General features: G+C 61.9%; 21 protein-coding genes. 6 read left to right on the forward strand and 15 right to left on the reverse strand.

Annotation, left to right across the window (positions count from 1 at the left end; translation table 11 throughout):
* Positions 1 to 191: 191 nt before the first annotated feature.
* On the reverse strand, positions 192 to 1,106 hold the full coding sequence (locus AC3WTO_RS11025) for a LysR family transcriptional regulator (RefSeq protein WP_492460741.1): 915 nt from the start codon (positions 1,104 to 1,106) through the stop codon (positions 192 to 194).
* A gap of 108 nt (positions 1,107 to 1,214) precedes the next feature.
* Between AC3WTO_RS11025 and AC3WTO_RS11030 the strand changes: the two genes are divergently transcribed.
* Positions 1,215 to 2,405, forward strand: a complete 1,191-nt coding sequence (locus tag AC3WTO_RS11030) for an MFS transporter (protein ID WP_492460742.1) — start codon at positions 1,215 to 1,217, stop codon at positions 2,403 to 2,405.
* On the opposite strand, the gene AC3WTO_RS11035 is transcribed toward AC3WTO_RS11030, so the two are convergent.
* A complete protein-coding gene (locus AC3WTO_RS11035; protein ID WP_492460743.1) occupies positions 2,389 to 3,657 on the reverse strand; it encodes an FAD-dependent oxidoreductase in 1,269 nt (422 codons plus the stop codon). The genes AC3WTO_RS11030 and AC3WTO_RS11035 overlap by 17 nt on opposite strands.
* Positions 3,658 to 3,903: 246 nt before the next feature.
* Between AC3WTO_RS11035 and AC3WTO_RS11040 the strand changes: the two genes are divergently transcribed.
* Entirely contained in the window at positions 3,904 to 4,593 is a 690-nt protein-coding gene (locus tag AC3WTO_RS11040) for a cysteine hydrolase family protein (RefSeq protein ID WP_492460744.1), read from the forward strand.
* Positions 4,594 to 4,671: 78 nt separating this feature from the next.
* Here the strand turns inward: AC3WTO_RS11040 and AC3WTO_RS11045 are convergent, their stop codons facing one another.
* Together AC3WTO_RS11045 and AC3WTO_RS11050 are read right to left on the reverse strand one after the other, a co-directional pair.
* Positions 4,672 to 6,591, reverse strand: coding sequence for a potassium transporter Kup (locus AC3WTO_RS11045; protein ID WP_492460745.1), 1,920 nt, complete (start codon positions 6,589 to 6,591; stop codon positions 4,672 to 4,674).
* A gap of 105 nt (positions 6,592 to 6,696) precedes the next feature.
* On the reverse strand, positions 6,697 to 7,437 hold the full coding sequence (locus AC3WTO_RS11050; protein WP_492460746.1) for a pyridoxine 5'-phosphate synthase: 741 nt from the start codon (positions 7,435 to 7,437) through the stop codon (positions 6,697 to 6,699).
* Between the two features lie 143 nt (positions 7,438 to 7,580).
* Between AC3WTO_RS11050 and AC3WTO_RS11055 the strand changes: the two genes are divergently transcribed.
* Positions 7,581 to 8,444, forward strand: a complete 864-nt coding sequence (locus AC3WTO_RS11055) for a hypothetical protein (protein ID WP_492460747.1) — start codon at positions 7,581 to 7,583, stop codon at positions 8,442 to 8,444.
* A gap of 41 nt (positions 8,445 to 8,485) precedes the next feature.
* Here the strand turns inward: AC3WTO_RS11055 and AC3WTO_RS11060 are convergent, their stop codons facing one another.
* The gene (locus AC3WTO_RS11060) at positions 8,486 to 9,613 is read right to left on the reverse strand and encodes an ATP-dependent DNA helicase (protein ID WP_492460748.1); all 1,128 of its coding nucleotides are present in this window, start codon (positions 9,611 to 9,613) and stop codon (positions 8,486 to 8,488) included.
* A gap of 169 nt (positions 9,614 to 9,782) precedes the next feature.
* Here AC3WTO_RS11060 and AC3WTO_RS11065 point away from each other — a divergent pair, with 169 nt between their 5' ends.
* Both AC3WTO_RS11065 and AC3WTO_RS11070 read left to right on the forward strand, forming a co-directional pair.
* Complete coding sequence (locus AC3WTO_RS11065) at positions 9,783 to 11,087, forward strand: SDR family oxidoreductase (protein WP_492460749.1); 1,305 nt, start codon at positions 9,783 to 9,785, stop codon at positions 11,085 to 11,087.
* Positions 11,088 to 11,090: 3 nt separating this feature from the next.
* Positions 11,091 to 11,564: a DUF2269 family protein gene (locus tag AC3WTO_RS11070; RefSeq protein ID WP_492460750.1), complete on the forward strand. Its 474-nt coding sequence runs from the start codon at positions 11,091 to 11,093 to the stop codon at positions 11,562 to 11,564.
* A gap of 75 nt (positions 11,565 to 11,639) precedes the next feature.
* On the opposite strand, the gene AC3WTO_RS11075 is transcribed toward AC3WTO_RS11070, so the two are convergent.
* The 6 genes from AC3WTO_RS11075 to AC3WTO_RS11100 all read right to left on the reverse strand — a co-directional run bounded on the left by AC3WTO_RS11075 (position 11,640) and on the right by AC3WTO_RS11100 (position 20,273).
* The gene (locus AC3WTO_RS11075; protein WP_492460751.1) at positions 11,640 to 12,188 is read right to left on the reverse strand and encodes an NADPH-dependent FMN reductase; all 549 of its coding nucleotides are present in this window, start codon (positions 12,186 to 12,188) and stop codon (positions 11,640 to 11,642) included.
* Positions 12,189 to 12,391: 203 nt separating this feature from the next.
* The gene (locus tag AC3WTO_RS11080) at positions 12,392 to 15,547 is read right to left on the reverse strand and encodes an efflux RND transporter permease subunit (protein ID WP_492460753.1); all 3,156 of its coding nucleotides are present in this window, start codon (positions 15,545 to 15,547) and stop codon (positions 12,392 to 12,394) included.
* A gap of 6 nt (positions 15,548 to 15,553) precedes the next feature.
* Positions 15,554 to 16,843 carry an efflux RND transporter periplasmic adaptor subunit gene (locus tag AC3WTO_RS11085; protein WP_492460754.1) on the reverse strand — a complete coding sequence of 430 codons (1,290 nt, stop codon included), beginning with the start codon at positions 16,841 to 16,843 and terminating at the stop codon, positions 15,554 to 15,556.
* A 290-nt stretch (positions 16,844 to 17,133) separates the two neighbouring features.
* Entirely contained in the window at positions 17,134 to 17,730 is a 597-nt protein-coding gene (locus AC3WTO_RS11090; protein WP_492460756.1) for a LysE family translocator, read from the reverse strand.
* A gap of 112 nt (positions 17,731 to 17,842) precedes the next feature.
* Entirely contained in the window at positions 17,843 to 18,418 is a 576-nt protein-coding gene (ilvN, locus tag AC3WTO_RS11095) for an acetolactate synthase small subunit (protein WP_129414337.1), read from the reverse strand.
* 73 nt (positions 18,419 to 18,491) lie between these two features.
* Positions 18,492 to 20,273 (reverse strand): acetolactate synthase 3 large subunit, encoded by a 1,782-nt coding sequence (locus tag AC3WTO_RS11100; RefSeq protein WP_492460757.1) that lies wholly within the window; start codon positions 20,271 to 20,273, stop codon positions 18,492 to 18,494.
* 433 nt (positions 20,274 to 20,706) lie between these two features.
* Between AC3WTO_RS11100 and AC3WTO_RS11105 the strand changes: the two genes are divergently transcribed.
* Positions 20,707 to 22,506: an NAD(P)/FAD-dependent oxidoreductase gene (locus tag AC3WTO_RS11105; RefSeq protein ID WP_492460758.1), complete on the forward strand. Its 1,800-nt coding sequence runs from the start codon at positions 20,707 to 20,709 to the stop codon at positions 22,504 to 22,506.
* Between the two features lie 69 nt (positions 22,507 to 22,575).
* On the opposite strand, the gene AC3WTO_RS11110 is transcribed toward AC3WTO_RS11105, so the two are convergent.
* Genes AC3WTO_RS11110 through AC3WTO_RS11125 form a run of 4 tightly spaced genes read right to left on the reverse strand, consistent with a single transcriptional unit; the run spans position 22,576 to position 25,123 of the window.
* Positions 22,576 to 23,247: an amino acid ABC transporter permease gene (locus AC3WTO_RS11110; RefSeq protein WP_492460759.1), complete on the reverse strand. Its 672-nt coding sequence runs from the start codon at positions 23,245 to 23,247 to the stop codon at positions 22,576 to 22,578.
* A 28-nt stretch (positions 23,248 to 23,275) separates the two neighbouring features.
* Positions 23,276 to 24,082, reverse strand: a complete 807-nt coding sequence (locus AC3WTO_RS11115; RefSeq protein WP_492460760.1) for a transporter substrate-binding domain-containing protein — start codon at positions 24,080 to 24,082, stop codon at positions 23,276 to 23,278.
* Between the two features lie 34 nt (positions 24,083 to 24,116).
* On the reverse strand, positions 24,117 to 24,455 hold the full coding sequence (locus AC3WTO_RS11120) for a GYD domain-containing protein (RefSeq protein WP_492460761.1): 339 nt from the start codon (positions 24,453 to 24,455) through the stop codon (positions 24,117 to 24,119).
* Positions 24,452 to 25,123: a cysteine hydrolase family protein gene (locus tag AC3WTO_RS11125; RefSeq protein ID WP_492460762.1), complete on the reverse strand. Its 672-nt coding sequence runs from the start codon at positions 25,121 to 25,123 to the stop codon at positions 24,452 to 24,454. Before AC3WTO_RS11125 ends, AC3WTO_RS11120 begins: the two co-directional genes overlap by 4 nt.
* Between the last annotated feature and the right edge of the window lie 80 nt (positions 25,124 to 25,203).

Here is a 25,203-nt window from a genome sequence, read left to right on the forward strand (position 1 = left end):
CGATTGTTACCGTACCGTACGTTACGGTTCGGCTTTAACAACAGGAACCGGCGCCGTCAATCCCGCTCAAGGAAAATTGCGCACGGCCCGATCTCAAACGATCTGCAGGCGTCCGCCGCGATTTCGAGCGGCGCGACCAGACTTTCTCACGAGGGACAACGTCCAGACCTGCGGGTTTGCGTCTGGCAGGCCTATCGTAGCCGCACCTTCTCGGCGAGGAAATCGAGAAAGGCACGCACGCGCGCCGGCAGTGCACCGCCTTGCCCGACATAGACCGCGTGGATCGGCTCGACTTCGCCTGGGCTGTAGTCCTCCAGCAGCGGCACAAGGCGACCGGCGGCAAGGTCTTCTTCCATGTGGAAGCGGGCGGTGCGTGCAATGCCCAGGCCGGCAATGGCAAGCCGCCTCATCGTATCGCCATCGCTGACCAGTGCGTTGCCCTGCGGGGCGATGCGCACCACCTGCCCGTTTTCATCGAGGAATGGCCAGCCTTCGATCAGACGCGAAAACCCGAAACCGAGCATATTGTGGCTGGCAAGGTCGGCCGGCGTTTTCGGCGTGCCGGCGCGCTGCAGATAGGCCGGCGAAGCCACGACTGTTGCCCGGCTCTCGCCCAGCTTGCGCGCGATCAGGCTTGAATTGGCGAGCGGACCGATGCGAATCGCCACGTCGGCGTGTTCCTGCAGGAGATTCACCACCACATCCGAGACGACGAGATCGAGAACGATTTCCGGATAATGGGCGAGAAATTCCGGCAGTATCGGCGTCAGCAGCCACTGCGAAAAGGCCGTGTTGCAGTTGACCCTCAGGCGTCCGCGCGGCGCAGCGCCTGCCGCAGCCTCATGTTCGGCGCTGTCGACGTCGGCCAGAATGCGCACACAACGCTCGTAGAAGATGTCGCCTTCGGCAGTCAGGGCCAGCTTGCGCGTGGAGCGGTTGAACAAGCGTGTTCCAAGACGGGCTTCCAGCCGCGCGATCAGCTTGCTGACGGCAGAGGGCGACAGCCTGAGCGCCCTCGCCGCCGGCGAAAAGCCGCACAGTTCCACAACACGCACGAAAACGTCCATTTCGCCGAGGCGATTGGTATCTATGCGAGACGCAGCCATGTTTGTGAAATCAGTTCATGAATGTTTTGCCTGACGGCAGCCTAGTTCAAGACAGCAGGCCTGTCCATTTTCCGGTGCGAACGCTCCGCATCTCGGAAACCTGCTATCATGCCTCTTGCTCTTTATGCCCTCGCAGCCGGTGCCTTCGGCATCGGTGTCACCGAATTCGTCATCATGGGTCTGCTGATCGATGTCGGCAAGGATCTCGGCGTCTCCATCCCCGCTGCGGGCCTGCTCATCTCCGGCTACGCCTTCGGCGTCGTCCTCGGAGCGCCGCTGCTCGGTATCGCAACCGCCAAACTGCCGAAGAAACCGCTGCTGCTGGCGCTCATGGTGGTCTTCACGCTGGGCAATGCCGCCTGTGCGCTGGCGCCGGACTACTGGACATTGATGGCGGCCCGGGTCGTCACCGCCTTCGCGCACGCCACGTTCTTCGGTGTGGGCTCGGTGGTCGCGACCAGCCTCGTCGCCGCTGACAAGAAGGCGACAGCAATCGCGATCATGTTCACCGGCCTCACCGCCGCCAACATCCTTGGCGTGCCCTTCGGCACCTGGCTCGGCCAGCATTATGGCTGGCGCTCGACCTTCTGGGCGGTGACGCTGATCGGTATCGTCGCGCTTGCAGTGATTCAGTTCGCGGTGCCCAGACGCTTGCCGGCCGATGACACCGAAACGAAAGATGGCAGCGGTCTTTCCGCCCTGGTACGCCCCGCCGTACTGATCGGTCTTGCCGTCACCGTTCTGTCCTGGATCGGTGTCTTCGGCGCATTCACCTATATCGCGCCTTTGCTAACCCAGGTTGCAGGCTTTCCGGAGGCTGCCGTTTCCCCCATACTCCTGGTCTTCGGCGGCGGCCTCCTCGTCGGCAACCTGCTTGGCGGTAAGCTCGCCGACAAACGGCTGACTGCAACGGTCATCGGCACATTGGCGGTTCTGGCCCTCACACTGGTGGCAATGGGCGCAGCCATCCATCAGCAGATCGCAGCGGTGATCTTCGTCGGCCTGCTCGGCGCGGTCGGCTTCGCCACGGTGGCCCCGCTGCAGCTCTGGGTGCTGGGCAAAGCCGGCGATGGTGGCCAGAGCCTTGTCTCGTCCTTCAACATCGCCGCCTTCAACCTCGGCAATGCACTGGGTGCCTGGCTGCTCGGACTGGTCATCGACCATGGCCCAGGCCTGGCAGCAGTCCCGCTGTTCGCGGCTCTCTCACCCGTGCTGGCGCTGGTCATCGCGACCATCGCCATCCGTCGCGAACAGAGGCAGGCGCTCGTGCCTGTGGAGGCTGCTACAGCGCGCTGCTAGACGCTGATCCGGCCGGGCCGGCGCCAGCCCTGCTCCAGTCCGGTTCCGTGAGACCGGCCGGCTGGAACGGATCAACCAGTGTTCCAGCCACGGTCGAGGCAAGCAATTGCGGCGTCGGCGGCATCCGCGCTGCAGTTGCGACCAGCCGGTCGCGGATGAACGGCAAAAACACTGAGTCCGATTGATAGAAAGGTGTGAACAGCAAGGACAGCGCCTGGAAGGCGCGCACATGCCAGCGCCGCGCGCTTGCATAAGATGCCAGGGCGTCTTCCAGATTGCCGCTCGTCTTGAGGGCATGGCTCAACGCCGCCGCATCCAGCAAAGCCATATTGGCACCCTGCCCGAGCTGTGGGCTCGTCGAATGCGCGGCATCCCCGATGATGGCCAGCCGCCTGCCTGCCGGCAGCTTCAGCGTGTGGTGGCCGTAACGGGCAAGCGTCAGTTCGTCGAAACTGTCAATCTGCGCCAGATAGGGCGCGGTCTCGGGCCATAACGAGAGTACCCGCTCCTTCCAGGCCTGCAGCCCCCTCGCCCGCACGACCTCGGCGTCTGCCGGCCGGAGGCTCCAGAAGAATGCCGCCATCCTGTCGCCGCCCGGCACCGGGCGACCAATCGGCAGCACCCCGATCATCACCGAAGCACGATGATAGCGTTGCGTAAGCGCGTGTTCGTCAAAACCGTCGCCGCGCCAGCCGAGCGAAGCCCAGAAAGCACCATAGGCAAGCGGGCGCGGTTCGGCCGGCACCGCCGCATGGTGCCGCAACTTCGAACGCGAGCCGGACGCATCGACGACGAGATCGAACAGGCCAATGCTGCGAGCACCACCGGCAACAAGGCGAACCCGTTCGCCGATCTCCAGCGTCTCCAGCTCGACCCCGGTTTCTATCGTGATATTGGCGTCGCGCACCGCGCGGTAGAGCACCCCAAACAGCGCGGCGCGGTGCACCGCGAGACCGAAGCGGCCGCCCGGCCTTGCATTGTAGCGCACGTCGAGCACCGTGCGGCCGCTCGTGGCGTCCGCGCCGTGCAGGCGCGCAATACGGCTTCCGAGCGCAAGAATGGCATCCAGCAGGCCAAGATCGGCAAGCACCGTCAGCCCCGTCGGCTGCAGGATCAGGCCGGATCCGACAGGCTCCGGCTCGCTGAAACGCTCGAAGATGGTGACACTGTGGCCGGCTCGATGGAAATAGAGCGCCGCAGCAAGGCCGGCCGGACCGCCGCCGGCGACCGCAATGTCGAGAGCGGGAAGCAACGCTACAGCGGCCGGACAGCGACGATCGGGATGCGGATCAGAACCGCGCGGCGTTTGAGCAAGGCGTGCATTGTGACCCTCGTGGAAACACGGCTGAGAGTTGTCGTTGCGGCTTTCGCTGTCAACGCGGTGATCCGTCACCCTTGGCGCGTTCTGCAGGAAACATCGATCCTGCGAGGCGTGCTTCCAGGCTTTCCCCCAGGCAAATTCGTTTGCTAGGCTGGACGTATCATCATGGGGGCGTCGATGATCAGCTTGAAGACAAGACCGGAGCCGGTGAGCATTGATCCGGAACACACCGCAGCCGTGGTCGTGGATATGCAGAATGCCTTTGTTTCAGAAGGCGGCATGTTCGATCTGGCGGGTGTCGACATATCCCGTGCGCCGACCGTGATCGACGCCAACCGGCGACTGCTGGAGGCTTGCCGACATGCCGGCATCAAGGTCGTCTACCTGCAGATGTCCTATCGCGGCGATCTCGGCGATGCGGGTGACGTCTCGTCGCCGAACTATCACAAGGAGCTCGGCATCGTCACGATGCGCAAGCGCCCCGAGCTTGGCGGCAGGCTGCTTGTCGACGGAACCTGGGACTGGCAGATCATCGACGCACTCACCCCGGAACCGGAAGACTGGGTCATCCGTAAATCACGCTACAGTGGCTTCTGCGGAACCGACCTCGAGCAGCGCCTGCTTGGCGCCGACATCCGGCATCTGCTGTTCACGGGCGTTGCCACCAATGTCTGCGTGGAAAGCACGGCGCGCGATGCCTTCTTTGCCGAATTCTGGCCGATCCTCGTCGAAGATGCGGTGAACCATTCGGGGCCCGACTTCAATCGCCAGGCCTCCGTGTGGAATTTCGAGAACGTCTTCGGCTGGGTGACCGACACCAGCAACGTGATCGCCGCCCTCAAGACCACGACTTCGGCTGCAGCCTGATTGTCGCTGTAGTGTTTCCGCTTTTCGGGGAAACGCTACAGCTCCTTGTTCCTAGACAATTCGGGGCGGAACATTGCCCTAGATCGTCACCTGCGTTCCGACTTCCACGACACGACCGGTCGGGATCTGGAAGTATTCGGTCGCATCGGCGGCGGTCCGTGCCAGGCCGATGAACAGCCGGTCCTGCCACAACGGCATGCCGGAATTCGGCGAAGCCTTCAGCGAACGACGCGACAGGAAGAAGGACGTCGTCATGATGTCGAACTTCCAGCCCTGCTTGCGGCAGATCGCCAGCGCCTTCGGAATGTTGGGCTGTTCCATGTAGCCGAAGGTCAGCGACACCCGCATGAACAGCTCGTTGATGGCTTCCATCTTGACGCGTTCGCTGTCTGGCACGATCGGCTGCGGCGCCGTCACCACCGAGAGGATGACATTCTGCTCGTGCAGCACCTTGTAGTGCTTGAGGCTGTGCATGAGCGCCGTCGGCGCGCTCAACGGATCGCTGGTCAGGAACACGGCAGTACCGGCGACCACCTGCGGCTTCTTCTTGAGCAGATTGCCAGCGAGGAAATCGAGCGGGATTTCGTTGCGCCGCGTCTTCTCGAACAGATAACGGCTGCCGCGCACCCAGGTCCACATCACCAGCACCACCGAGAAGGCGACGGCCAGCGAGGCCCAGCCACCTTCAAACACCTTGACGATGTTGGAGACGAAGAAGCCGACATCGATGAAGGCAAACAGCGCCGTCAGCGCCACGGCGAGGCCGATGTGCCATTTCCAGATGCGGGTCATGATCACGAACAACAGCACGGTGGTAACCAGCATGTTGCCGGTGACCGAAATGCCATAGGCCGAAGCCAGCGCACTCGACTGCTGGAAGCCGACGACCAGGAGCATGACCACGATCGCCAGGATGAAATTGACGCGCGGCATGTAGATCTGGCCCGACTGCTTCTCGGACGTGTGCTGGATTTCAAGACGCGGCAGCATGTTGAGCTGCACAGCCTGACGGGTGAGTGAGAAGGCACCCGAAATCACCGCCTGGCTGGCAATGACCGTCGCGGCGGTCGCAAGCACCACCATGGGGATCAGTGCCCAGCCTTCGTTCATCTCAAAGAACGGATGGCCGATCTCGCCTCCCCTGGCCAGGACGTAGGCCGCCTGGCCGGCATAGTTGAGCAGCAGGCAAGGGAAAACGACCCAAAGCCAGGCCAGCACGATCGGCTTGCGGCCAAAATGGCCGAGGTCGGCGTAGAGCGCTTCCGCGCCCGTCACCGCCAGAAAGATCGCTCCCACGGTGACGAAGGCAACGCCCGGCGAATTGAGGAGGAAATGCACGATGTAATAGGGGTTGATCGCCAGCAGGACTTCCGGGTCGTCGATGATATGCACGATACCGGATGCACCGATGGCGAGGAACCAGAGCGCGGTGATCGGCCCGAAGATCAAGGCCACGCTGCCGGTGCCGAACCGCTGCACCGAAAACAGGATCGCCAGGATCACCAGCGTCAGCGGCACGACATAGGGATCGAACGCCGGAGTGACGACCTTCATGCCTTCCACCGCCGACAGCACCGAGATGGCCGGGGTGATGACGGCATCGCCGTAAAACAGCGAGGCGCCGACCATGCCGATGCCCAGCACGATCGCCGAGCGCTTCTGGAAAGTGGCCCGCGCCAGCGCCATCAGCGACAGCGTGCCACCCTCGCCGCGGTTGTCGGCACGCAACACGAACATGATGTATTTGATGGTGACGATGATCGTCAGCGCCCAGATCACCAGTGACAGGACGCCGAGAACGTCTTCCCGCTTGGAAAGTTCGCTGCCGGAGGCCGCGACCAGTGCTTCGCGAAAGGCATAGATCGGGCTGGTACCGATATCGCCATAGACGACACCGAGAGCGCCGAGCATCAGCACCTTGGTGCTGTGCTGCTCAACCCCTGCATGCTCGGGCAGTTCGGTTCCTTCAGCCTCAGCGCCATGGTTGGCAGCGGCCATCGGTGACACTCCGTTTCAAGCGCGCGGTGCTCTACGCTTGCCGCAATGCAATATCAAGTGCCCCGGCGTCATGACGCTGACATTCGCGGGTTCGAAAAGCTGTCTCTACCACCCGCACGCCTTGAGAAACCGCCCAATCGTGCCTGCCATGCCATACTCCAGCGCATCGGCTGTCAAGCCATGTCCGATGGAGACTTCCGCCAGCCCCGGAATCCGCTTCACCAGAGGTGGCAAATTGGATACCACCAGATCGTGCCCGGCATTGACCTGAAGCCCCGCGGCTATCGCGGCGTCCGCCGTTTTTCCGAGCCTTTCCAGTTCCTTGGCGGCCTTTTCCAAATCAGAATGATAACCGCCATATGGGCCAGTGTAGAGTTCGATGCGATCGGCGCCGATGCGGCGCGCCACTGTCACGCCGGCAGGATCAGGATCGGAAAACAGCGAAACGCGAAAGCCGCCTTTCTTCAGCCGCCTGACGATGGGGTCAAGAAAATCGGCCTGCGCGACAAAATTCCAGCCATGATCGGAGGTCGCCTGCGCCGGGTCATCCGGCACCAGGGTCACCTGCTCGGGCTGGTTTTTTTCCACAAGCTCGAGAAAATCCTCGGTCGGATACCCTTCGATGTTGAACTCGGCGTTGGGAAACTCGTCGTCGATCAGCGCGCGAAGCTCCGGCAGATCGGAATTGCGGGTGTGTCGCTCGTCGGGGCGCGGATGCACGGTCAGGCCATGCGCGCCTGCGACAAGCGCGATGCGGCCGAGACCCGACACGTTCGGCCAAGGCAGGTCGCGACGGTTACGCAGGAGCGCTATGGCATTGAGGTTCACGGAAAGCTTGGCTGGCATGGTCGGCCTTGGGCAGTTGCGGGCGGCAGCAGCTATAGCCCAGCGACATCAAAACAAACATCCTTTTCGGCTGTTCCAGCCTTCCGCTTTCGGTTGCGTGTCATGAAGCGATGGGCAACATAAGCCGTACCTCAGGGAATCCCATGCCGACACTGCGCCTTCTCGATTCGCTTTCCGATCCCGGCAGCGCGGCCCGCCGCAACGAGGACACCGCCGGCGGCAACGCGTCCTGTGCCTTCGTCGTAGACGGCGCTACCGGGCTTGGCGGCAGGCCGCTGCTCGATGCCGCATCCGATGCCGCCTGGCTCGCCGCTTTTGCGGCGACTGTTTTCGAGACCAAAGTCGGCATGATCAATCCGATTGCAGACGTGGTTCGCGGCTTGAACGCCGATGTTCAACAACGGATTGCCGACGCTACTGCCGGCGAGACGATCGAAGCTTGGGCGCTGCCGACCGCGAGCTTTCAACTGGTACGTGTCGAAGGCCAGGAACTGATCGTTTACGGGCTTGGCGACTGCCGGCTGTTCCTGGTCAGCGCTGATGGCACGGCGTTCGAAACCAATGGGGATTACAGCAAGACTGAAAGCGAGGGTGCACGCCGCGCCGTGGCACAGGCTGGAGGCCTGGCCGCGTGGCGTTCGCTGGCAGAAGAGCCTGTGGTGCGCGAAGCCCTGCGTCGTTCGCGGGCACGCCACAATCAGCCGGGCGGTTCGGTGTGGACGCTGGGCAGCGCGCCCGACGCAGCCTCCCATCTTTCAATTCGACGGTTCAGCCCCGCCTTGCCGGCGCGCGGGCTTCTGTGCAGCGACGGTTTTTCCGCCCTGGTCGATAAGTACGCGCGCTATGATGGTGCCGGTTTGATCCGTGCAGCATCCGAACGCGGCCTTGCCGGATTGATGGCTGAATTGCGCAGGGTCGAGCGTGAAGAAGACCCCGATGGGCAGCGATACCCACGCTTCAAAGTCAGTGACGACGCAACCGCGTTGCTGTTTGAAATAAACACCTGATCGGCATTGGGTTGCCAACGAACGCAGTCCGCAATATCCGGCTACCGCACCACTGTCAGCCTCTCGGCTGCACGGGTGATCGCCGTGTAGAGCCAGCGCTGGCGCGTGTCCTTGAAGGCAAAACTCTCGTCGAACAACACCACCTCGTTCCACTGCGAACCCTGTGCCTTATGCACGGTCAGCGCATAACCGAAGTCGAAATCGTCGAAGCGTTTCTTCTGCTGCCAGGAAATCTCTTCTTCCGGATTCTCGAAGGCGGCCTTGAGCAGCTTGATCTTGGCGACGCCGCGATCGGGATCGTCCTCTTCCGGCGAGACCAGCAGGTTGATACCCGGCTTCACCGTTTCGCGTGAAGAGGTCATCACCTTCCACAACGAGCCGTTGAGCAGGCCCTTGGCCGGGTCGTTGCGCAGGCAGACCAGCTTGTCGCCGGCCTGCGGGTAGTCTGCGGTAAACCCCTTCAGTTCGCGCAGGCGCTGGTTGTAGCGCCGCCGGGTCTGGTTGCGCCCGACCAGCACCTGGTCTGCCTTCAGCACCAGATCCTGGTTGACCTCCTCGCGACCGATGACCTGGGCAGCACCATAGTCGCCACGCATGAACTCGCGCCCTTCGCGCACGTCGAGCGCCAGCCGGATGATCGGGTTGTCGCGCGCCTGGCGATGGATTTCCGTGAGCAGGTAATCCGGCTCATGCTCGGTGAAGAAGCCGCCGCCGGAGATCGGCGGCAGCTGTGCCGGATCGCCCAGCACCAGCACCGGCGTGCCAAAGGACAGCAGGTCGCGGCCGAGCTGCTCGTCGACCATCGAACATTCGTCGATGATGACGAGTGCCGCCTTGGCGATCGGACTTTGCCGGTTGAGCGAAAAGGTCGGATTGATCGAGGTCTTGCCGGTGGTCTCGTCCTCAACAGCCTCTTCACCGCGCGGGCGATAAATCAGCGAGTGGATGGTGCGGGCATTCACCGCCCCTTTCGAACGCAGCACCTGGGCCGCCTTGCCCGTGAAGGCCGCGAACTGCACCTGGCCATCGACATGTTCGGCGAAATAACGCGCCAGCGTCGTCTTGCCGGTGCCGGCATAACCAAACAGACGAAACACCTGCGGCTGGCCGGTCTTGAGCCAGCGCGCAACCGCCTTCAGTGCTTCATCCTGCTGCGGTGAAAATTCCATGGCGAAGGTGAGACCGGATTCGAACGGAAAACACAAGACTGTTGGTTGGAAGAACCGATGGCTCCAGCAATCGCAAGCCTACCAACGCGCAAACAGAACGTAAAGAGAACAAAGCAACCCTGAAATACGCGCTGACACCCGAGCGTTCGCGTCTCTGCAATCTTGGAAAATGGCCAGCTATCATGCGGTCATGCGTGTCTTGATTCTCGGTGGCAACGGACTGATCGGCTCGGCTGTGACGCGGACACTGACGCAGCGCGGCCACGAAGCCGTGGCGGTCGGACGTGACATTGCCACCGCGTCGCGACGCTTGCCCGGCGTTGACTGGCGCAAGGCTGATATCGCCCGCCTTGCTGATGTCGAAGCCTGGGTTCCCTTGCTCGGGGGAATGGATGCCGTCGTCAATTGCGCGGGAGCCTTGCAGGACGGAGCCCGCGACGATGTCAGGGCGTTGCAGGAAACTGCCATGCTCGCCCTTTATCAAGCGTCGGCACAGTCGGGCATCAAGCTCGTGGTCCAGATTTCGGCTCATACCGACGGAGCAGCGGCCACAACGGATTTTCTTGCCACGAAGCGTGTTGCTGACGAAGCGCTTGTGCAGTCAGGCGTAGCTTTCGTGATCCTGAGGCCTGCGCTCGTCATCGGCCGCAATTCTTATGGCGGCTCGTCGCTGCTACGGGCACTGGCCGCCTTTCCATTTGTCACGCCACTGGTGAATGCAGAGGTACCGATCGAGATCACGGCGCTGGACGATGTCGCGCTCGCCGTGACGCAAGCGCTGGAAGGAGAAATTCCAGCCGGCAGCGATTTGTCGATTGCGGAACCACAAAGTTACAGCTTGGCCGAGCTCATTGCGCGGCACCGGGCCTGGCTCGGTCTGCCGGCAGCACCTGCCGTGACCATTCCCATGATTGCAGCATCGGCGGTGTCGCGGCTGGCCGATTGGCTCGGCTGGCTGGGCTGGCGCTCGCCATTGCGCTCGACGGCGATGCTCGCCGCCGCCGGCGTGACACTTGCCGGTGACGCAACATTGCCTTTCAGGCCTCGAACGCTCGATGAAGTCCTGCATGCCAACCCGTCCGGCGTTCAGGACCTGTGGTTCGCCCGGCTTTATCTTCTGAAGCCGCTGATCATCGGCACGCTCGCCTTGTTCTGGGTCATCTCGGGCGTGGTGTCACTGGCGCGTTTCGATGTCTCCAGTGCTCACCTGACGGAAACCGGCACATCACCGGAGATGACCCTGCTGCTCACCCTGGTGACCAGCTTTGCGGATATCGGCCTCGGCCTGGCTGCAGCCTTTCGGCGCACGGTCCGGCCTGCCTTGCTTGGCATGATCGGCCTCTCGCTCTGTTATCTGGCGACGGCGTCCGTTCTTCAGCCATCGCTTTGGCTCGATCCGCTCGGCGTGCTGGTGAAGGTCATTCCGCAGATCGTGCTGGCCGTTGTCGCGCTTGCCATTGTCGAGGAACGCTGAGCCATGGTGGATGTGCTGCGACTTGCCCATGTGCTTGGCGCGACGGTGCTGTTCGGCACGGGCCTGGGCATCGCCTTCTTCATGGTCGCCGCACATCGTAGCCTGAAACCGGAACTGATCGCCCATGTCGCCGGCACGGTCGTCATCGCCGACACCATCTTCACAGCCGCAGCCGTCATCGTGCAGCCGATCACCGGTGCCCTTCTGGCCCACCAGCTCGGCTGGCCGCTTTCAGAAGGCTGGATCGTGCTTTCCCTGGGTCTCTATGTCGTCACCGGCCTGTTCTGGCTGCCGGTCGTGGTCATCCAGATCCGCCTGCGCGATATTGCACGTGAAGCCGCTGCAGCAGGCAGGCCTTTGCCCGCGCGGTATTTCCAGCTCTACCGGATCTGGTTCGCCTTCGGCTGGCCGGCCTTCGCCAGCGTCCTCGCCATCTTCTGGCTCATGCTGACGAAGCCCTCGATTGCCCTGTTCTGACCACCGCGCAGAGTCTCCCAACGAAAAAGGCCAGGTGTTTCGCCCGGCCTTTCACTTTCGGGATCGAAAATCCGCTTACTTCTTGGCGTGCAGCGCGATGTGCTGCTCGAACGCCTTGCCGAAAGCGGTGAGGAAATCCTTGGTGCCCTGGTTGGTCAGGTTGCCGGCCTCGTCGAACAGGCTGGCTGCCCCTCCGATGTAAGCCTCCGGCTGTCCCATCACCGGCATGTTCAGGAAGGCCAGCGACTGGCGCAGGTGATGGTTGGAGCCGAAACCGCCGATGGCACCGATCGAGGTGGAGATGATGGCTGCCGGCTTGCCGTTCAGCGCGCCCTGGCCGTAGGGGCGCGAGGCAATGTCGATCGCGTTCTTCAGCACGCCCGGCACCGAGCGATTGTATTCAGCGGTCGCGAACAGCACGGCATCCGCATCGGCAATGCGCTTGCGGAAGGCAGCCCAATCGGCCGGCGGGTTGGTGTCGAGATCCTGATTGTAGTGGGAGACGGCACCGATATCGAGGAAGTCGAACTCGAGACCTGGCGTCAACGCGGCAAGCGCCTTGGCGATCTTGCGGTTGAAGGATTCCTTGCGCAGGCTGCCGACAAGCACGGCCACTTTGGTCATTGAAGTATCCCTTGGTTGAAATGGATTGAAAAGCCACCAGCGCCGAAGGCCTCCAGACTGTCCTGGTGACCTGTTGTCCCCTCGGCCGGCGCCAAGCGGTCGCCGAATAATTCATATCACCCGATCCGGCAATTCAACGTTTTGCGAACAGTGCGTCACCGCAAGAACGTTTCCATTTTTCAAGGAAACGCGGCTCCGCTTTTCTACTCGGCAGCGACCGGGCGGTCCTTGTTCTCGTCGAACAGCGAAGGCTGCGCCGATCCTTCAACCACATGCAGCTCAGGCTTCTTGTCCTTGCGGACGAAGCTGAGCAGCCACTGCGACAGCCATTCCATGTAGAGATAGATGACCGGCGTCACGAACAGGGTGAGAACCTGCGACACCATCAGGCCACCGACCACGGCAACGCCGAGCGGCTGGCGCAGTTCCGCGCTTGCGCCCTCGCCGATCGCGATCGGCAACGTCCCCATGATCGCAGCAAGCGTCGTCATCATGATCGGGCGGAAACGCATGACACTGGCCTTGTGAATGGCGTCGCGCGCACTTCGCCCCTCGCGGCGCAGCACCAGCGCCACGTCGATCATCATGATGCCGTTCTTCTTGACGATGCCGATCAGCATCAGCAGCCCGATGACTGCGATGACCGAGACGTCCATTCCGACAAGCCGCAGCGACAGCACCGCGCCAAGCAAAGCCGAAGGCAGGCTGGTCAGGATGGTCAGCGGATGGATGAAGCTCTCATAGAGCATGCCAAGCACGATGTAGATGGTGAGGATTGCGCCTGCGATCAGCAGGCCCTGGTTGGCGAGTGAATCCTGGAACGTCTTGGCGGTGCCCGCGAACGAGGTCGCGATCGTCTTCGGCACCCCGATCTCGGCCTTGAGGGCCTCGATGCGGGTCACCGTGTCGCCCAGCGCCACGCCCTGCGGCAGGTTGTAGGAAATCGTCACCGCCGGCAGCTGGCCCAGTTGGTTGATGGTAAGCGGTCCGGCCGTACGATCGACCCGGGCAAAAGCGCCGAGAGGCACCAGCGAGCCGCTGGACGTGCGGAACTGGATCGACAGCATGCGCTCCGGCGACCAGTCGATCTTGGGATCGAGCTCGGTGATGACCTGATAGCTGTCGGCGGCACCGAAGATGGTCGTCACCTGGTCGGTACCGAAACCGCCATAGAGGCTGTTCAGCAGCGTGTTGGTGTCGACGCCCAGGGTCGCCGCCTTGTCGCGGTCGACGATCAACGACGCCTGCAATGCGGTGTTCTGGAGGTCGTTGTTGACGTCCGCGAACATCGAATGGTCGGCCTGCATGGCTTCCGTAAGCTTCTGCGCCCAGTCATTGGTCTCGTCGGTCTTCAACCCCTGGACGACCCATTGATAGGCGCTGGCCGACGAGCGCGATCCAAGCCGCAGGTTCTGCACCGGCTGCATGAAGGTGCTGATGCCGGGAACATCGGCGAGCGGCCGCCTGAGGCTGGCCATCACATCCGTCATTTCTGGCCGTTCGCTCTTCGGCTTCAGCTCGACGAACAGCGAACCCTGGTTGAGGCCGCCGGAACCGAAACCGCCGCCGACCGTGGAAGAGACATGCGCCACATAGGGCGACTTCTCGAAAACCTCGGCAACCTGTGCCTGCAGCTTCACCATGGCATCGAACGAAATGTCCTGGCGCGCGCGGGTCGACACGGAAATCTGGCCGATATCCTCCTGTGGCAGGAAGCCCTTCGGCGAGACGGTAAACAGCCAGACCGAAAGCGTGGCGGTGCCAAGGAAGACCAGGAACACCACGACATGGTGCGTGAGGCACCAGGTCAGTATCCGGTCATAGGCGCGTGTCAGCCAGCCGTGCTGGTGCTCTACGCCCTGCCCGTTCTTGTGGTTTTTCGGCAGGGTCAGCAGATACGCCGACAGCATCGGCGTCAATGTCAGCGACACGAACATCGAGGCCAGGATCGCCACCGTCACCACGACGGCGAATTCATTGAAGATGCGGCCGATGACGCCGCCCATCAACAGCACCGGAATGAACACCGCCACCAGCGAAATCGACATCGACAGAATGGTGAAGCCGATCTCGCGCGAACCTTTCACGGCGGCCTGGAATGCCGACAGGCCGTCCTCTTCCATGTGCCGATAGATGTTTTCCAGCATGACGATGGCATCGTCGACGACAAGGCCGACCGCGAGCGTCAACCCCATCAACGAGATGTTGTCGATGGAGAAGCCGAGCAGGAACATCACGCCCAGCGTGGCAATCAGCGAGATCGGCACCGCCACGGCCGGAATGATCGTCGCGGTCACGCGACGAAGGAACACGAAGATCACCAGCACGACCAGACCGATGGTGAGCAGCAGCGTGAACTGCACATCATCCACGGCGGCGATGATCGAGGTCGAGCGATCGTTCATCAGCTGGATCGATGCCGCAGCCGGCATCTGGTCTTCGAAGGACGGCAGCATTGCCTTGACCCGGTCGACCACCTCGACGGTGTTGGCGTCGGGCTGGCGCTGTACGGCGAGGATGATGCCACGCGTCTTGTCGAACCAGGAGGCCGAGGTCGTACTCTGCACGGAATCGATGACACGGGTGACATCGCCGAGACGGACCGGATTGCCGTTCTTGGTCGCGATGATGATCTTGGAAAAGGCGGCCGCGTCCTGGAGCTGCGTGTTGGTGGTGATGGTGAGCTGCTGCTGGCTGTTCTGCAGCACACCGACGGGCGCGTTGCTGTTGGCCGACTGCACCGCCGCCTGCAACTGGTCGATGGAGATGCCGCGTGCCGCCAGCGCCGTCGGGTCGATCTGGATCCGCACGGCATATTTCTTCGATCCCCAGACCATGACCTGGGCGACGCCATCGATGGTCGAGAGCGAAGGCGAAATGACATTCTGGGCGATGGCGTCGAGATCGGTCAGGGGCACCGTATCGCTGGTCAGCGCCATCAGCAGGATCGGCGCGTCGGCCGGATTGACCTTCCTGTAGCTTGGCGGCGACGTCATTTCGGGCGGCAACTGCCGCTGCGTTCGCGCGATCGCCGCCTGCACATCGGCGGCAGCGGCATCGATGTCTCGGTTCAGCGCGAACTGCACGGCGATCGAGGTGGAGCCCAGCGAATTGGTGGTCGAGATCGAATCGACGCCTGCGATGGTCGCGATCTGCTTGATGAGCGGAACCGCCACGGACGTCATCATCGCATTGGGTGATGCGCCCGGCAGCGATGCTGAAACATTGACGGTCGGGAATTCCGCGCTCGGCAATGCGGCGACCGGCAGGAACTTGTAGGCGAACAGCCCGCCCAGAATGAGCGCGATCGACATCAGCAGTGTCGCGACGGGCCTGCGGATGCAGAATTCGGAGATCATCGTCGGTCAGCCCGCCGTTTCGTTTCCGTTTGCCTTTACGGCCGCTTTCGGGGCCTTGCTCTCGCCGGTCCCGCCGCTCTCGCCACCGTCGACCTCACGCACGGCGGTACCGGGCTTCAGGCTCAGTTGGCCGTCCACCACCACCTTCTCGCCGTCCTTCAATCCGCTGGCGATCGCACTCTCGTTCTCATGGCTGATCGCCACTTTGACGGGCCGCGCCTCGACCGTCTTGTCGGACTTGACGACGTAGACGAAGGAGCCCTGCTGGCTCGGTTGCACAGCCTGTGTTGGCACGGTGACCACTTGGGGCATGGTGCCGGCATTGACCGTCACATTGACATATTGACCTGGCCAGAGCTTGAGGTCGGCGTTCGGCACAGTGGCACGCGCCGTAATGGTACCCGATGCCGTGTCGACCGTGGAGTTCACGAAATCGACGGTGCCGGAGCCGATCGGCGCCGGACTGCCGTCCTTGTGCAGCGTCACAGAAACGGAACCGGGTTTGGCCGTTGCCTGTTGCAGCAGGGAAAGATCGGCCTCAGGCAGGTTGAAGGCAACGCGCAACGGGTCCATTTCGGTGATCGTCACCAGGGGCGTGGCGCCCGTACCGCTGGTGCCGCCAGCGGTCACCAGGTCGCCCACACTGACGCTGACGGCGCCCAGGCGCCCGGAAATCGGCGCGGTGATGGTGGTGTAGCCCAGTTGCACGAGATCGGCATCCAATGCCGCCTGATCAGCGGCCACCGTCGCCTGCGCGGCTTTCTGCGCCGCCAAGGCCTGGTCATAGGCCTGCTGCGTCCCGGTCTGCCTGGCAAGCAGGCTCTTGGCCCGCTCAAGGTCGGCGTCGGCGCCGACTGCCAGCGCCTGGTCCTTGGCCAACGTCGCCTTGTCCTTCTCCACTTGCGCGGTCAGCGCACGGTTATCGAGCGTGATCAGGACATCGCCCTGTTTGACCATCTGGCCGTCCTCGACGGCAATGGTCATGACCTGGCTGGCGACGCGCGCGTTGATGTTGGCGACTGCCGGCGACGCCAGGAAACCGATGGCATAGCGCTGAATCGGAAAGTCGGTGACCTTCGCCGTTGCGGTTGCCACGGTTACGGCGCCGCGACCACCGCCCTGCGCACGGCCGCCATCTGCATTTCCTCTGGTCGCGGCCTGGGCTGCGATTTCTTTTTCGCCGAATGGCAGCATCTGCAGGACCTTCGCGGTCCCGGCCGGCCACAGATAGGCGCCCCCAGCGACGACAACGACGCCTGCTATGAGCCCGATCAGTGCTTTGTTGCGAACCGTCAATGCGCCCTCTCGATCAAAGGTCAGGCCCTTGCCTGCCGGTCACGGCGCATCCGTATTCACCTCATCGAATGAGGTCGTGCGCGATGAATTCGAGGATAAGATAGCGCAACTTCGCGACTGAAAATGGTCAAAACGCCTTCATTACAAAGATTTAATGCGCTGCACAAATTCACGGCGGCGTGATCGGCGCCTTGGAGTGCCACGCGTCCTTTAGGACGCGCAAAGGTCGCTCCAACGCTTTGACTTGGCGCATGCCCCCGAAAATCGACCCCGATTTTCGGGGTCATGCGCTAGCGCAGCATCGGCCAGAGCGTCGCGGCAAGCGCCAAACCCATGACGATGTTGAACCATTTCAGCTTGACGGGATCGGACAGGAAGCCACGCAAGGCCACGCCGAAGCCGGCCCAGCCCGAGATGGTGGGCAGGTTCACGACGGCGAAGGTCAGGGCAATCACAGCCACCGAAAGGAAAGGTCTGTCGGGATTTGTGTAGACCGCCATGGCAGTTACCGCCATCACCCACGCCTTGGGATTGACCCACTGGAATGCGGCCGCCTCCAGCAGCGTCATCGGGCGCGCCTTCTGCTCGCCACCGGCCCCCATCGAACGGGACATCGCTATCTTCCAGGCCAGGTAGAGCAGATAGGCACCACCTGCGATCTTCAGCCCCGTATGCAGTGCCGGAAATGCCGTCAGCACGGCGCCGAGGCCTAAGCCGACGGCAAGCGCCAGAACGAAGAAACCGACGCTGATGCCGACCATATGCGGAATGCTGCGCGCGAAACCGAAGTTCACACCGGAGGCCAGGAGCATGAAATTGTTCGGCCCTGGCGTCACCGACGTGACGAAGGCATAGACGACAAGGGCGATAAAGGCTTCGAAGGTCATCGCGGTGGTTCGGTATGGCGCCGGCAAAACAGGTCAGGCTAGTTGACCTGTCCTCTGGTCCAAGTCACGAGAATTGTTGTCTCGGTGACAATGCCGCCGCAGCAGCAGTGCCCTACATGCCTTGGGGGCCGCGGTTCATCGCCGCCACGCCGGTCCGGCAGATCTCGACAAGGCCGAGCGGGCGCATGATGGCGATGAACTGGTCGATCTTCGAGCCCTTGCCGGTGATCTCAAAGATGAAATGCTCGGTGTTGGCGTCGATCACGCTGGCACGGAAGGCATCGGCCAGTCGAAGCGCCTCGACACGGCTGTCGCCGGTCCCGGCCACCTTGACCAGGGCAAGCTCCCGCTCCAGCGGCCGTTCCTGCCCGAGCTCGGTCGATCGCACCGTAAGATCGACCACGCGGTGCACCGGCACGATGCGCTCGAGCTGGTGCTTGATCTGCTCCAGCACATGCGGCGTGCCGCGCGTCACGATAGTGATGCGCGACAGATGCTTCTCGTGCTCGGTCTCCGACACCGTCAGGCTTTCGATGTTGTAACCACGCCCCGAGAACAGGCCGATGACCCGGGCAAGCACGCCCGGCTCGTTATCGACCAGCACCGACAAAGTGTGGTTTTCCGGTTTTTCCGTCTCCTTGGCGATGAAATAGGCGGAACCGGTGGGTTGAAGGTGCTGTGCGTTCATAAGATGAATCTCGATCTAAGGAATCTACGCTAACTCGTTGATTATGCCACGCGTGGCAAAGTCACGCCGTCCGTCACACCAGCTCCCGGCCCTTCGCGTCGATGGCGTTGGCGACCGCTTCGTCGGTGGCCTCGTCCGGAAGCAGCATCTCGTTGTGCGCCTTGCCCGAGGGAATCATCGGGAAGCAGTTGGCAAGATTGGCAACGCGGCAATCGAACAGCACAGGCTTCTTGACCGAGATCATCTCCTTGATGGCGTCGTCCAGCTCATCCGGCTTCTCGCAGCGGATGCCATGGCCGCCATAGGCCTCGGCCAGCTTGACGAAGTCCGGCATGGCCTCCGTATAGGAGTGCGACAACCGGTTGCCATGCAGCAGCTGCTGCCATTGGCGCACCATGCCCATGTACTGGTTGTTGAGGATGAAGATCTTGATCGGTGCCTCGTATTGCACTGCAGCACTCATCTCCTGGATGGTCATCTGCACCGAAGCGTCGCCGGCAATGTCGATGACCAGCGCATCGCGATGCGCGATCTGCACGCCGAGCGCCGCAGGCAGGCCATAGCCCATCGTGCCGAGGCCGCCGGAGGTCATCCAGTGGTTCGGCTTGTCGAAATGGAAATGCTGCGCCGCCCACATCTGGTGCTGGCCGACTTCGGTAGTGATGTAGGTATCGCGATCCTTCGTCAGCTCGTAGAGCCGCTCGATCGCATATTGCGGCATGATGACGTCCTTGCTCGGCTTGTAGGCAAGCGAGTCGCGGGCGCGCCAGCGAGCGATCTGCTCCCACCAGGGATAGAGCGTCTTCTTGTCGGTCTTGGCCGTGGCGCGCCACAGCCGCACGAGATCCTCCAGCACCCGGCCGACGTCGCCGAGGATGCCGATATCGGCACGCACGTTCTTGTTGATCGAGGACGGATCGATATCGATGTGGATCTTCTTGGAATTCGGCGAGAACGCATTGAGCCGGCCGGTGATACGGTCGTCGAAGCGCGCGCCGATGCACAGCATGACATCGCAGTCGTGCATGGCCATGTTGGCTTCGTAGGTGCCGTGCATGCCGAGCATGCCGAGCCAGTTCTTGCCGGATGCCGGATAGGCGCCGAGGCCCATCAGCGTCGAAGTGATCGGGAAGCCGGTCAGATCGACCAGTTCGCGCAGCAGATGGCTTGCCTCCGGCCCTGAATTGACGACGCCGCCGCCGGAATAAATGATCGGCTGCTTGGCTCCGGCCAGCATTTCGACCGCAGCCTTGACCTTATCGAGATCGCCCTGGACCTTGGGCTGATAGGAGGTGCGCGGCGCCGTCTGTGGCGGCGTGTAGATGCCCTTGGCAAACTGCACATCCTTCGGGATGTCGACAACCACTGGTCCCGGACGTCCGGTCGTGGCGACATGAAATGCCTCATGGATGATGGCGGACAGTTCATTGACGTCCTTCACCAGCCAATTGTGCTTGGTGCAGGGACGCGTGATGCCAACTGTATCACACTCCTGGAAGGCGTCGGAGCCGATCAGCGACGTCGGCACCTGCCCGGTCAGGCACACCAGCGGAATGGAATCCATCAGCGCGTCCTGCAACGGCGTCACCGCGTTGGTGGCACCAGGACCGGAGGTAACCAGCATGACCCCCGCCTTGCCCGTGGAACGCGCATAGCCTTCTGCAGCATGGCCGGCGCCCTGCTCGTGACGGACCAGAATGTGCTGAATGGCATCCTGCTGGAACAGTTCGTCATAGATAGGAAGGACCGCGCCGCCCGGATAGCCGAAGAGATGCTGAACGCCGTTGTCGATCAGCGCCTGCACGACCATTTCGGCGCCTGTCATCTCGCGCCGCTCGCTTTGTCCGTTGCTCATGGGTCTCGTTCCGTCTTTTTCCTGCTTTTTCAAGCACTTGCTGGTATTTTTGTCATATTCTGGATAATAAAAAAGGCCCCCGGAGGGAGCCTGTGTGTTGCGCATGGGAGGATTTCGCCCGGCGGTTACACCGCCCTGCCCACGCGCCTTCGTACGAGAATAAGTGCCTTCTTCATGGTGGCGGACAATAGGTTGAGTTCGCCGGCCAAGTCAACGGGCTGCACCGTTTTTTTGAAACGACGTGCCGTAGCGGAAGAATTGCCGTGCCAGCATGACACGCTCTTTCGCGCCAAAATGGCTCAACCCCTTGAAAAGGCGACAAACTATGGTGGGGCGTGACGAAAGCCACGGTCTCTGCCGATACTTTTGCGAGCCGACCGGGGGATCGGCGAAGCCGCAACGACCATCACGCTTCCTTGGGAGGAACCCTCGCATGCTCGACAAGGCGCCCCACGCAAAGCTCGCCAAACTGCTCGCCGATTTCGGTGCCGCCCTCGCCGCCGCCGACGTCGACAAGGCGGTCTCCTTCTTCCAGGACGACTGTTTCTGGCGCGACCTCGTCGCCTTCACTTGGAACATCAAGACGATGGAAGGCCGCGACCAGATCCGCGCCATGCTGAAGAGCCAGCTTGGCGCCGTCAAACCCTCGAACTTCACGGTCGCCGAGGGTGAAGACGCTACCGAAAGCGACGGGTTGCTGGAAGGCTGGATCACTTTCGAGACGAAGGCCGCCCGCGGCTACGGCCAAATCCGGGTGAAGGACGGCAAGATCTGGACGCTGCTCACCACCATGGCCGAACTGAAGGGACATGAAGAGAAAGCCGGCTTCACCCGTCCGCTTGGCGCCAGGCACGGCCAGGGCAAGAACCGTCCAAGCTGGAAGGAGGAGCGCGAGAAGGAACAGGCCGAACTCGGCTTTACCACCCAGCCGCATACACTCATCATCGGCGGTGGCCAGGGCGGCATCGCGCTCGGGGCGCGGCTGCGGCAACTCGGTGTGCCCACCATCATCATCGAGCGCAACGAACGCCCCGGCGATTCCTGGCGCAAGCGCTACAAGTCGCTCTGCCTGCACGACCCGGTTTGGTACGATCACCTGCCCTATATCGACTTCCCGAAGAACTGGCCGGTCTTCTCGCCCAAGGACAAGATCGGCGACTGGCTGGAAATGTACACCAAGGTGATGGAGCTGAACTATTGGTCCTCGACCGAGGCCAAGAGCGCTTCCTACGACGACGAGAAGAAAGAATGGACCGTCACGGTACGACGCGACGGCAAGGATATCGTTCTGAAGCCGAAGCAGCTCGTACTCGCAACCGGCATGTCGGGCCGGCCCAATCTGCCGAAATACAAGGGCATGGAAACCTTCAAGGGTGAGCAGCACCATTCGTCCAGGCATCCGGGGCCGGACAGATATGCGGGCAAGAAGGCGGTCGTTATCGGTTCCAACAACTCCGCCCACGACATCTGCGCCGCCCTTTGGGAGAACGGCGTCGATGTTACCATGGTGCAGCGCTCCACCACACACATCGTGAAATCGGACACGCTGATGGAGATTGGGCTGGGGCCGCTTTATTCGGAACAAGCCGTTCGTAACGGCGTCACCACCGCCAAGGCTGACCTGATCTTCGCATCGGTGCCCTACAAGATCCTGCACGAGTTCCAGATCCCGCTCTACCAGCAGATGAAGGAACGCGACGCCAAGTTTTATCAGGGACTGGAAAAGGCCGGCTTCATGCTGGACTGGGGCGATGACGGCTCCGGCCTGTTCATGAAATACCTTCGCCGCGGCTCCGGTTACTACATCGACATCGGCGCCTCGCAGTTGATCATCGACGGCGAGATCAAGCTGAAGCGTGGACAGGTCCAGGAGATCAAGGAACATTCCGTATTGCTCGCTGACGGCACCGAGCTGCCCGCAGACGTTATCGTCTACGCCACTGGCTATGGCTCAATGAACGGCTGGGCTGCTGAACTGATCAGCCAGGGCGTTGCCGACAAGGTTGGCAAATGCTGGGGCCTGGGCTCCAGCACCACCAAGGATCCTGGCCCTTGGGAAGGCGAGCAACGCAACATGTGGAAGCCGACGCAGCAGGAAGCGCTGTGGTTCCATGGCGGCAACCTGCATCAGTCGCGCCACTATTCGCAGTTCCTGTCGCTGCAGCTCAAGGCCCGGCATGCGGGTATTCCGACGCAGGTCTACGGACTGCAGGAAGTGCATCACAAGGGCTAGGTGGTGGGCATCTGCCACACCAACACCGGGATATCCTCATTACGGCGGCAGCGGCCGCACGAGCCGCTGTCACCCCAAACGTTTCTGGATCGCCGACTGCACCACCATGAGCACCGATACGATGACAAGATAGTAGACGAGAGCAGCGCAGTACCACTCGACGAAACGAAAGCTCGCAGCAATGGCATCGTTGACCACCGCCATGATCTCGCGCAGCGAAATGACGTAGGCAAGTGAGGTCAGCTTCACCAGATTGATGAATTCATTGACCAGGGACGGCAGCGCAATTCTCAGAGCCTGCGGCAGGATCACGAGGCGGAATCCCTGGATGCGCGTCAGGCCGAGGGCCTGAGCAGCGTCGTACTGCCCAGGACCAATGGCCCGCAACGCGCCCTTCATAATCTCGGCCATATAGGCTGCGGTGACCAGGCTGAACGAGATCGTGGCCGCAAAGAATGGCGTATACCAGTTGGCCTTGAGCAGCGCTGGAATGAGTTGTGGCGCTCCATTCCAGATCAGCAGCAGCACGAGCAGCAATGGTGCCGCGCGAAACACCCACACATAGATCTGCGCTGCGGCGTTGCGGCCGCGCTTTCGGGAATTGAGGCAAAGCGCGAGGGGCAGACAGGCAGCGAAGGAGACTGTCTGCACGACGATCGACAACAGCAATGCTATGACCGCGCCCTGCAGCATGGCTGGCGATACCATCGCCTTCAGGAAGAGTTCGACATCAAAGGTCATCGCCAGCGGCCTTTCGGGCTAGAGGCGGTCAGGACTCGTAGTCCACGTCGAACACCGCCGGATTGAGCCCGTATTTCTCCGCAAGCTTGGCAAAGAACCCCTCGTCCCGCAGCGTCTTCAGAGCCAGCTTGATCGCCGCGGCATCGCCCTCCTTGCGCACGACATAGATGCCGTAGGTGAAATCCGATTGCCAGGTATAAGCGACCTTCAATTGGTCCGGAGCGCTGGCGACACGGAAGGCCCCCTCCGCCTCCTCGGTCAGCGTGGCATCAGCGCGTCCGACCAACACCTGCTGATAAGCGCCCTGCTGCGCGGGATAGTTCTGGATGATCACCTCAGGCTTGCCGGCTGCCGCGAGTTCCTTGTTGAGTGGATCCAGCCGCTCCTCGCGATAATAGGTGCCGGCTTCCAGCGCGACGGTCCTGCCGCTCAGTGCGGCAGGCGCCACGATCTCGGCATTGTCGGCCTTGGTGATCAGAACCGTTGCCGACTTCATGTATCGCACGCCATCGTAGGTCTTGCGGCGCTCCTCATTGACGTAGATTCCGGAAACGATCATGCCGCAGCGGCCCGATCCAAGAGTTGGCAGCAGGCCAGCGAAATCGGTGATGACGTAAGCGGTCTTGGCGTCCCAGGATTTGGCCAGAGCCTCGGCAATTTCTATGTCTATGCCGGACGGAACTGCGTCGCCGGGATCTTTCTTGTAGGACAGCGGCGGAAACGCAGCCGTCGTGCAGACACTTATCGTGCCATCCGATACGAAGCTCGGCGCACCTGCCAAGGCCGCCTGCGTACCCATCAAAGCGGCAGCTCCCAGGATGAAAAATCGGATCATTGCGTTCCCCTTTTTTGTTGTTTGTTTGTCGCGGCTAACCCACGCGAGCGACGATCCCGCCATAGGCCTGAGGATCGAAGGCAGGCATGATCAACGGATCGACATGGCCATCGCGGCGGGCAGTGAGCACGTACTGCATCATCGCCTCGTTGCTCGGCATCTCGAAGACCTGCACGAAGTCATAAGGTCCCATGGTTGCGTAGAATGCGATGGAGCGGCCACCCAGTGCGGCTACCCGCTCTTCACTGCGCTTTCGACGTGTGGCGCTGTCCGAGAGTTCAGCCAGGCCCTTGGCGGTCAGCCGCATCAGGGAGATGTAACGTTGCGGCTCGGAAACCACCTCTGCGCCGGCCTCAATGAGATCCCGGCTCATTTTGCCCTCGGCAGCTTGGCGAGTCCGGCGAGCACCGCGGCAGAATCGGCAATCGTGCCAAAAATGCCGTTCTCGACGGTCACCATGTGCAGCGCTGCCTCATGCGCATACTGGTCGCCGCTGGCGCAGGCGTCTGAAATGGTCAGACATTGAAAGTTGCGATCGCATGCTTCGCGCAACGTCGTATGGACACAGACATCCGTCGTGCAGCCACTGAAGAGCAGATGGCTTATCCCCTGCGCACGCAGCACATGTTCGAAGTCGGTATAGGTGAAAGCGCCATTGCACGTCTTGTCGACGATGATGTCTTCGTCGCGAACATCGATGTCTTCGACGATCTGGAAACCAGGGCTGGACCGCAACAGCACCTGCGTCCCCTCCAGGCCGTTGCGCTTGCGCCGCCATTTTTCATAAGGCGTCATGTCAGCCATGTCGCCGCGATACCCCTGGCGCGTGTGGATAACGCGCACACCGGCGGCACGGGCGGCAACGATCAGTTTGTTGACCGTCGGCAGGATGGCGCGCAATGGTGAGGGATCGTAGCCACTCTTGGCAAAATAGCCGGTGTTGGAGAGGAAATCTTCCTGCAGGTCGATAACCACCAGAGCAGTCGAACTGGCCGACAAGTTCCCGTCATAGGGAAAGTCGAACGGCTGGGCCGAAATCATGAAGTCCTCCTCGGATCGATGCTTTCTATTGGTAACAGGCAGAACCGTTTGACAAAAACGATTTATCCTGACCAAAATCG

The sequence above is a fragment of the Mesorhizobium sp. EU05-FHT14A09 genome (assembly GCF_058790995.1).

Coding starts and splice junctions, on each gene's coding strand:
- AC3WTO_RS11115 (WP_492460760.1), bottom strand. CDS start 24,082: ATGATCCGATTTTTCATCCTGGGAGCTGCCGCTTTGATGGGTACGCAG.
- AC3WTO_RS11070 (WP_492460750.1), top strand. CDS start 11,091: ATGGTGGATGTGCTGCGACTTGCCCATGTGCTTGGCGCGACGGTGCTG.
- AC3WTO_RS11075 (WP_492460751.1), bottom strand. CDS start 12,188: ATGACCAAAGTGGCCGTGCTTGTCGGCAGCCTGCGCAAGGAATCCTTC.
- AC3WTO_RS11100 (WP_492460757.1), bottom strand. CDS start 20,273: ATGAGCAACGGACAAAGCGAGCGGCGCGAGATGACAGGCGCCGAAATG.
- AC3WTO_RS11120 (WP_492460761.1), bottom strand. CDS start 24,455: ATGAGCCGGGATCTCATTGAGGCCGGCGCAGAGGTGGTTTCCGAGCCG.
- AC3WTO_RS11040 (WP_492460744.1), top strand. CDS start 3,904: ATGATCAGCTTGAAGACAAGACCGGAGCCGGTGAGCATTGATCCGGAA.
- AC3WTO_RS11060 (WP_492460748.1), bottom strand. CDS start 9,613: ATGGAATTTTCACCGCAGCAGGATGAAGCACTGAAGGCGGTTGCGCGC.
- AC3WTO_RS11025 (WP_492460741.1), bottom strand. CDS start 1,106: ATGGCTGCGTCTCGCATAGATACCAATCGCCTCGGCGAAATGGACGTT.
- AC3WTO_RS11090 (WP_492460756.1), bottom strand. CDS start 17,730: ATGACCTTCGAAGCCTTTATCGCCCTTGTCGTCTATGCCTTCGTCACG.
- AC3WTO_RS11125 (WP_492460762.1), bottom strand. CDS start 25,123: ATGATTTCGGCCCAGCCGTTCGACTTTCCCTATGACGGGAACTTGTCG.
- AC3WTO_RS11055 (WP_492460747.1), top strand. CDS start 7,581: ATGCCGACACTGCGCCTTCTCGATTCGCTTTCCGATCCCGGCAGCGCG.
- AC3WTO_RS11030 (WP_492460742.1), top strand. CDS start 1,215: ATGCCTCTTGCTCTTTATGCCCTCGCAGCCGGTGCCTTCGGCATCGGT.
- AC3WTO_RS11105 (WP_492460758.1), top strand. CDS start 20,707: ATGCTCGACAAGGCGCCCCACGCAAAGCTCGCCAAACTGCTCGCCGAT.
- AC3WTO_RS11080 (WP_492460753.1), bottom strand. CDS start 15,547: ATGATCTCCGAATTCTGCATCCGCAGGCCCGTCGCGACACTGCTGATG.
- AC3WTO_RS11045 (WP_492460745.1), bottom strand. CDS start 6,591: ATGGCCGCTGCCAACCATGGCGCTGAGGCTGAAGGAACCGAACTGCCC.
- AC3WTO_RS11050 (WP_492460746.1), bottom strand. CDS start 7,437: ATGCCAGCCAAGCTTTCCGTGAACCTCAATGCCATAGCGCTCCTGCGT.
- ilvN (WP_129414337.1), bottom strand. CDS start 18,418: ATGAACGCACAGCACCTTCAACCCACCGGTTCCGCCTATTTCATCGCC.
- AC3WTO_RS11110 (WP_492460759.1), bottom strand. CDS start 23,247: ATGACCTTTGATGTCGAACTCTTCCTGAAGGCGATGGTATCGCCAGCC.
- AC3WTO_RS11065 (WP_492460749.1), top strand. CDS start 9,783: ATGGCCAGCTATCATGCGGTCATGCGTGTCTTGATTCTCGGTGGCAAC.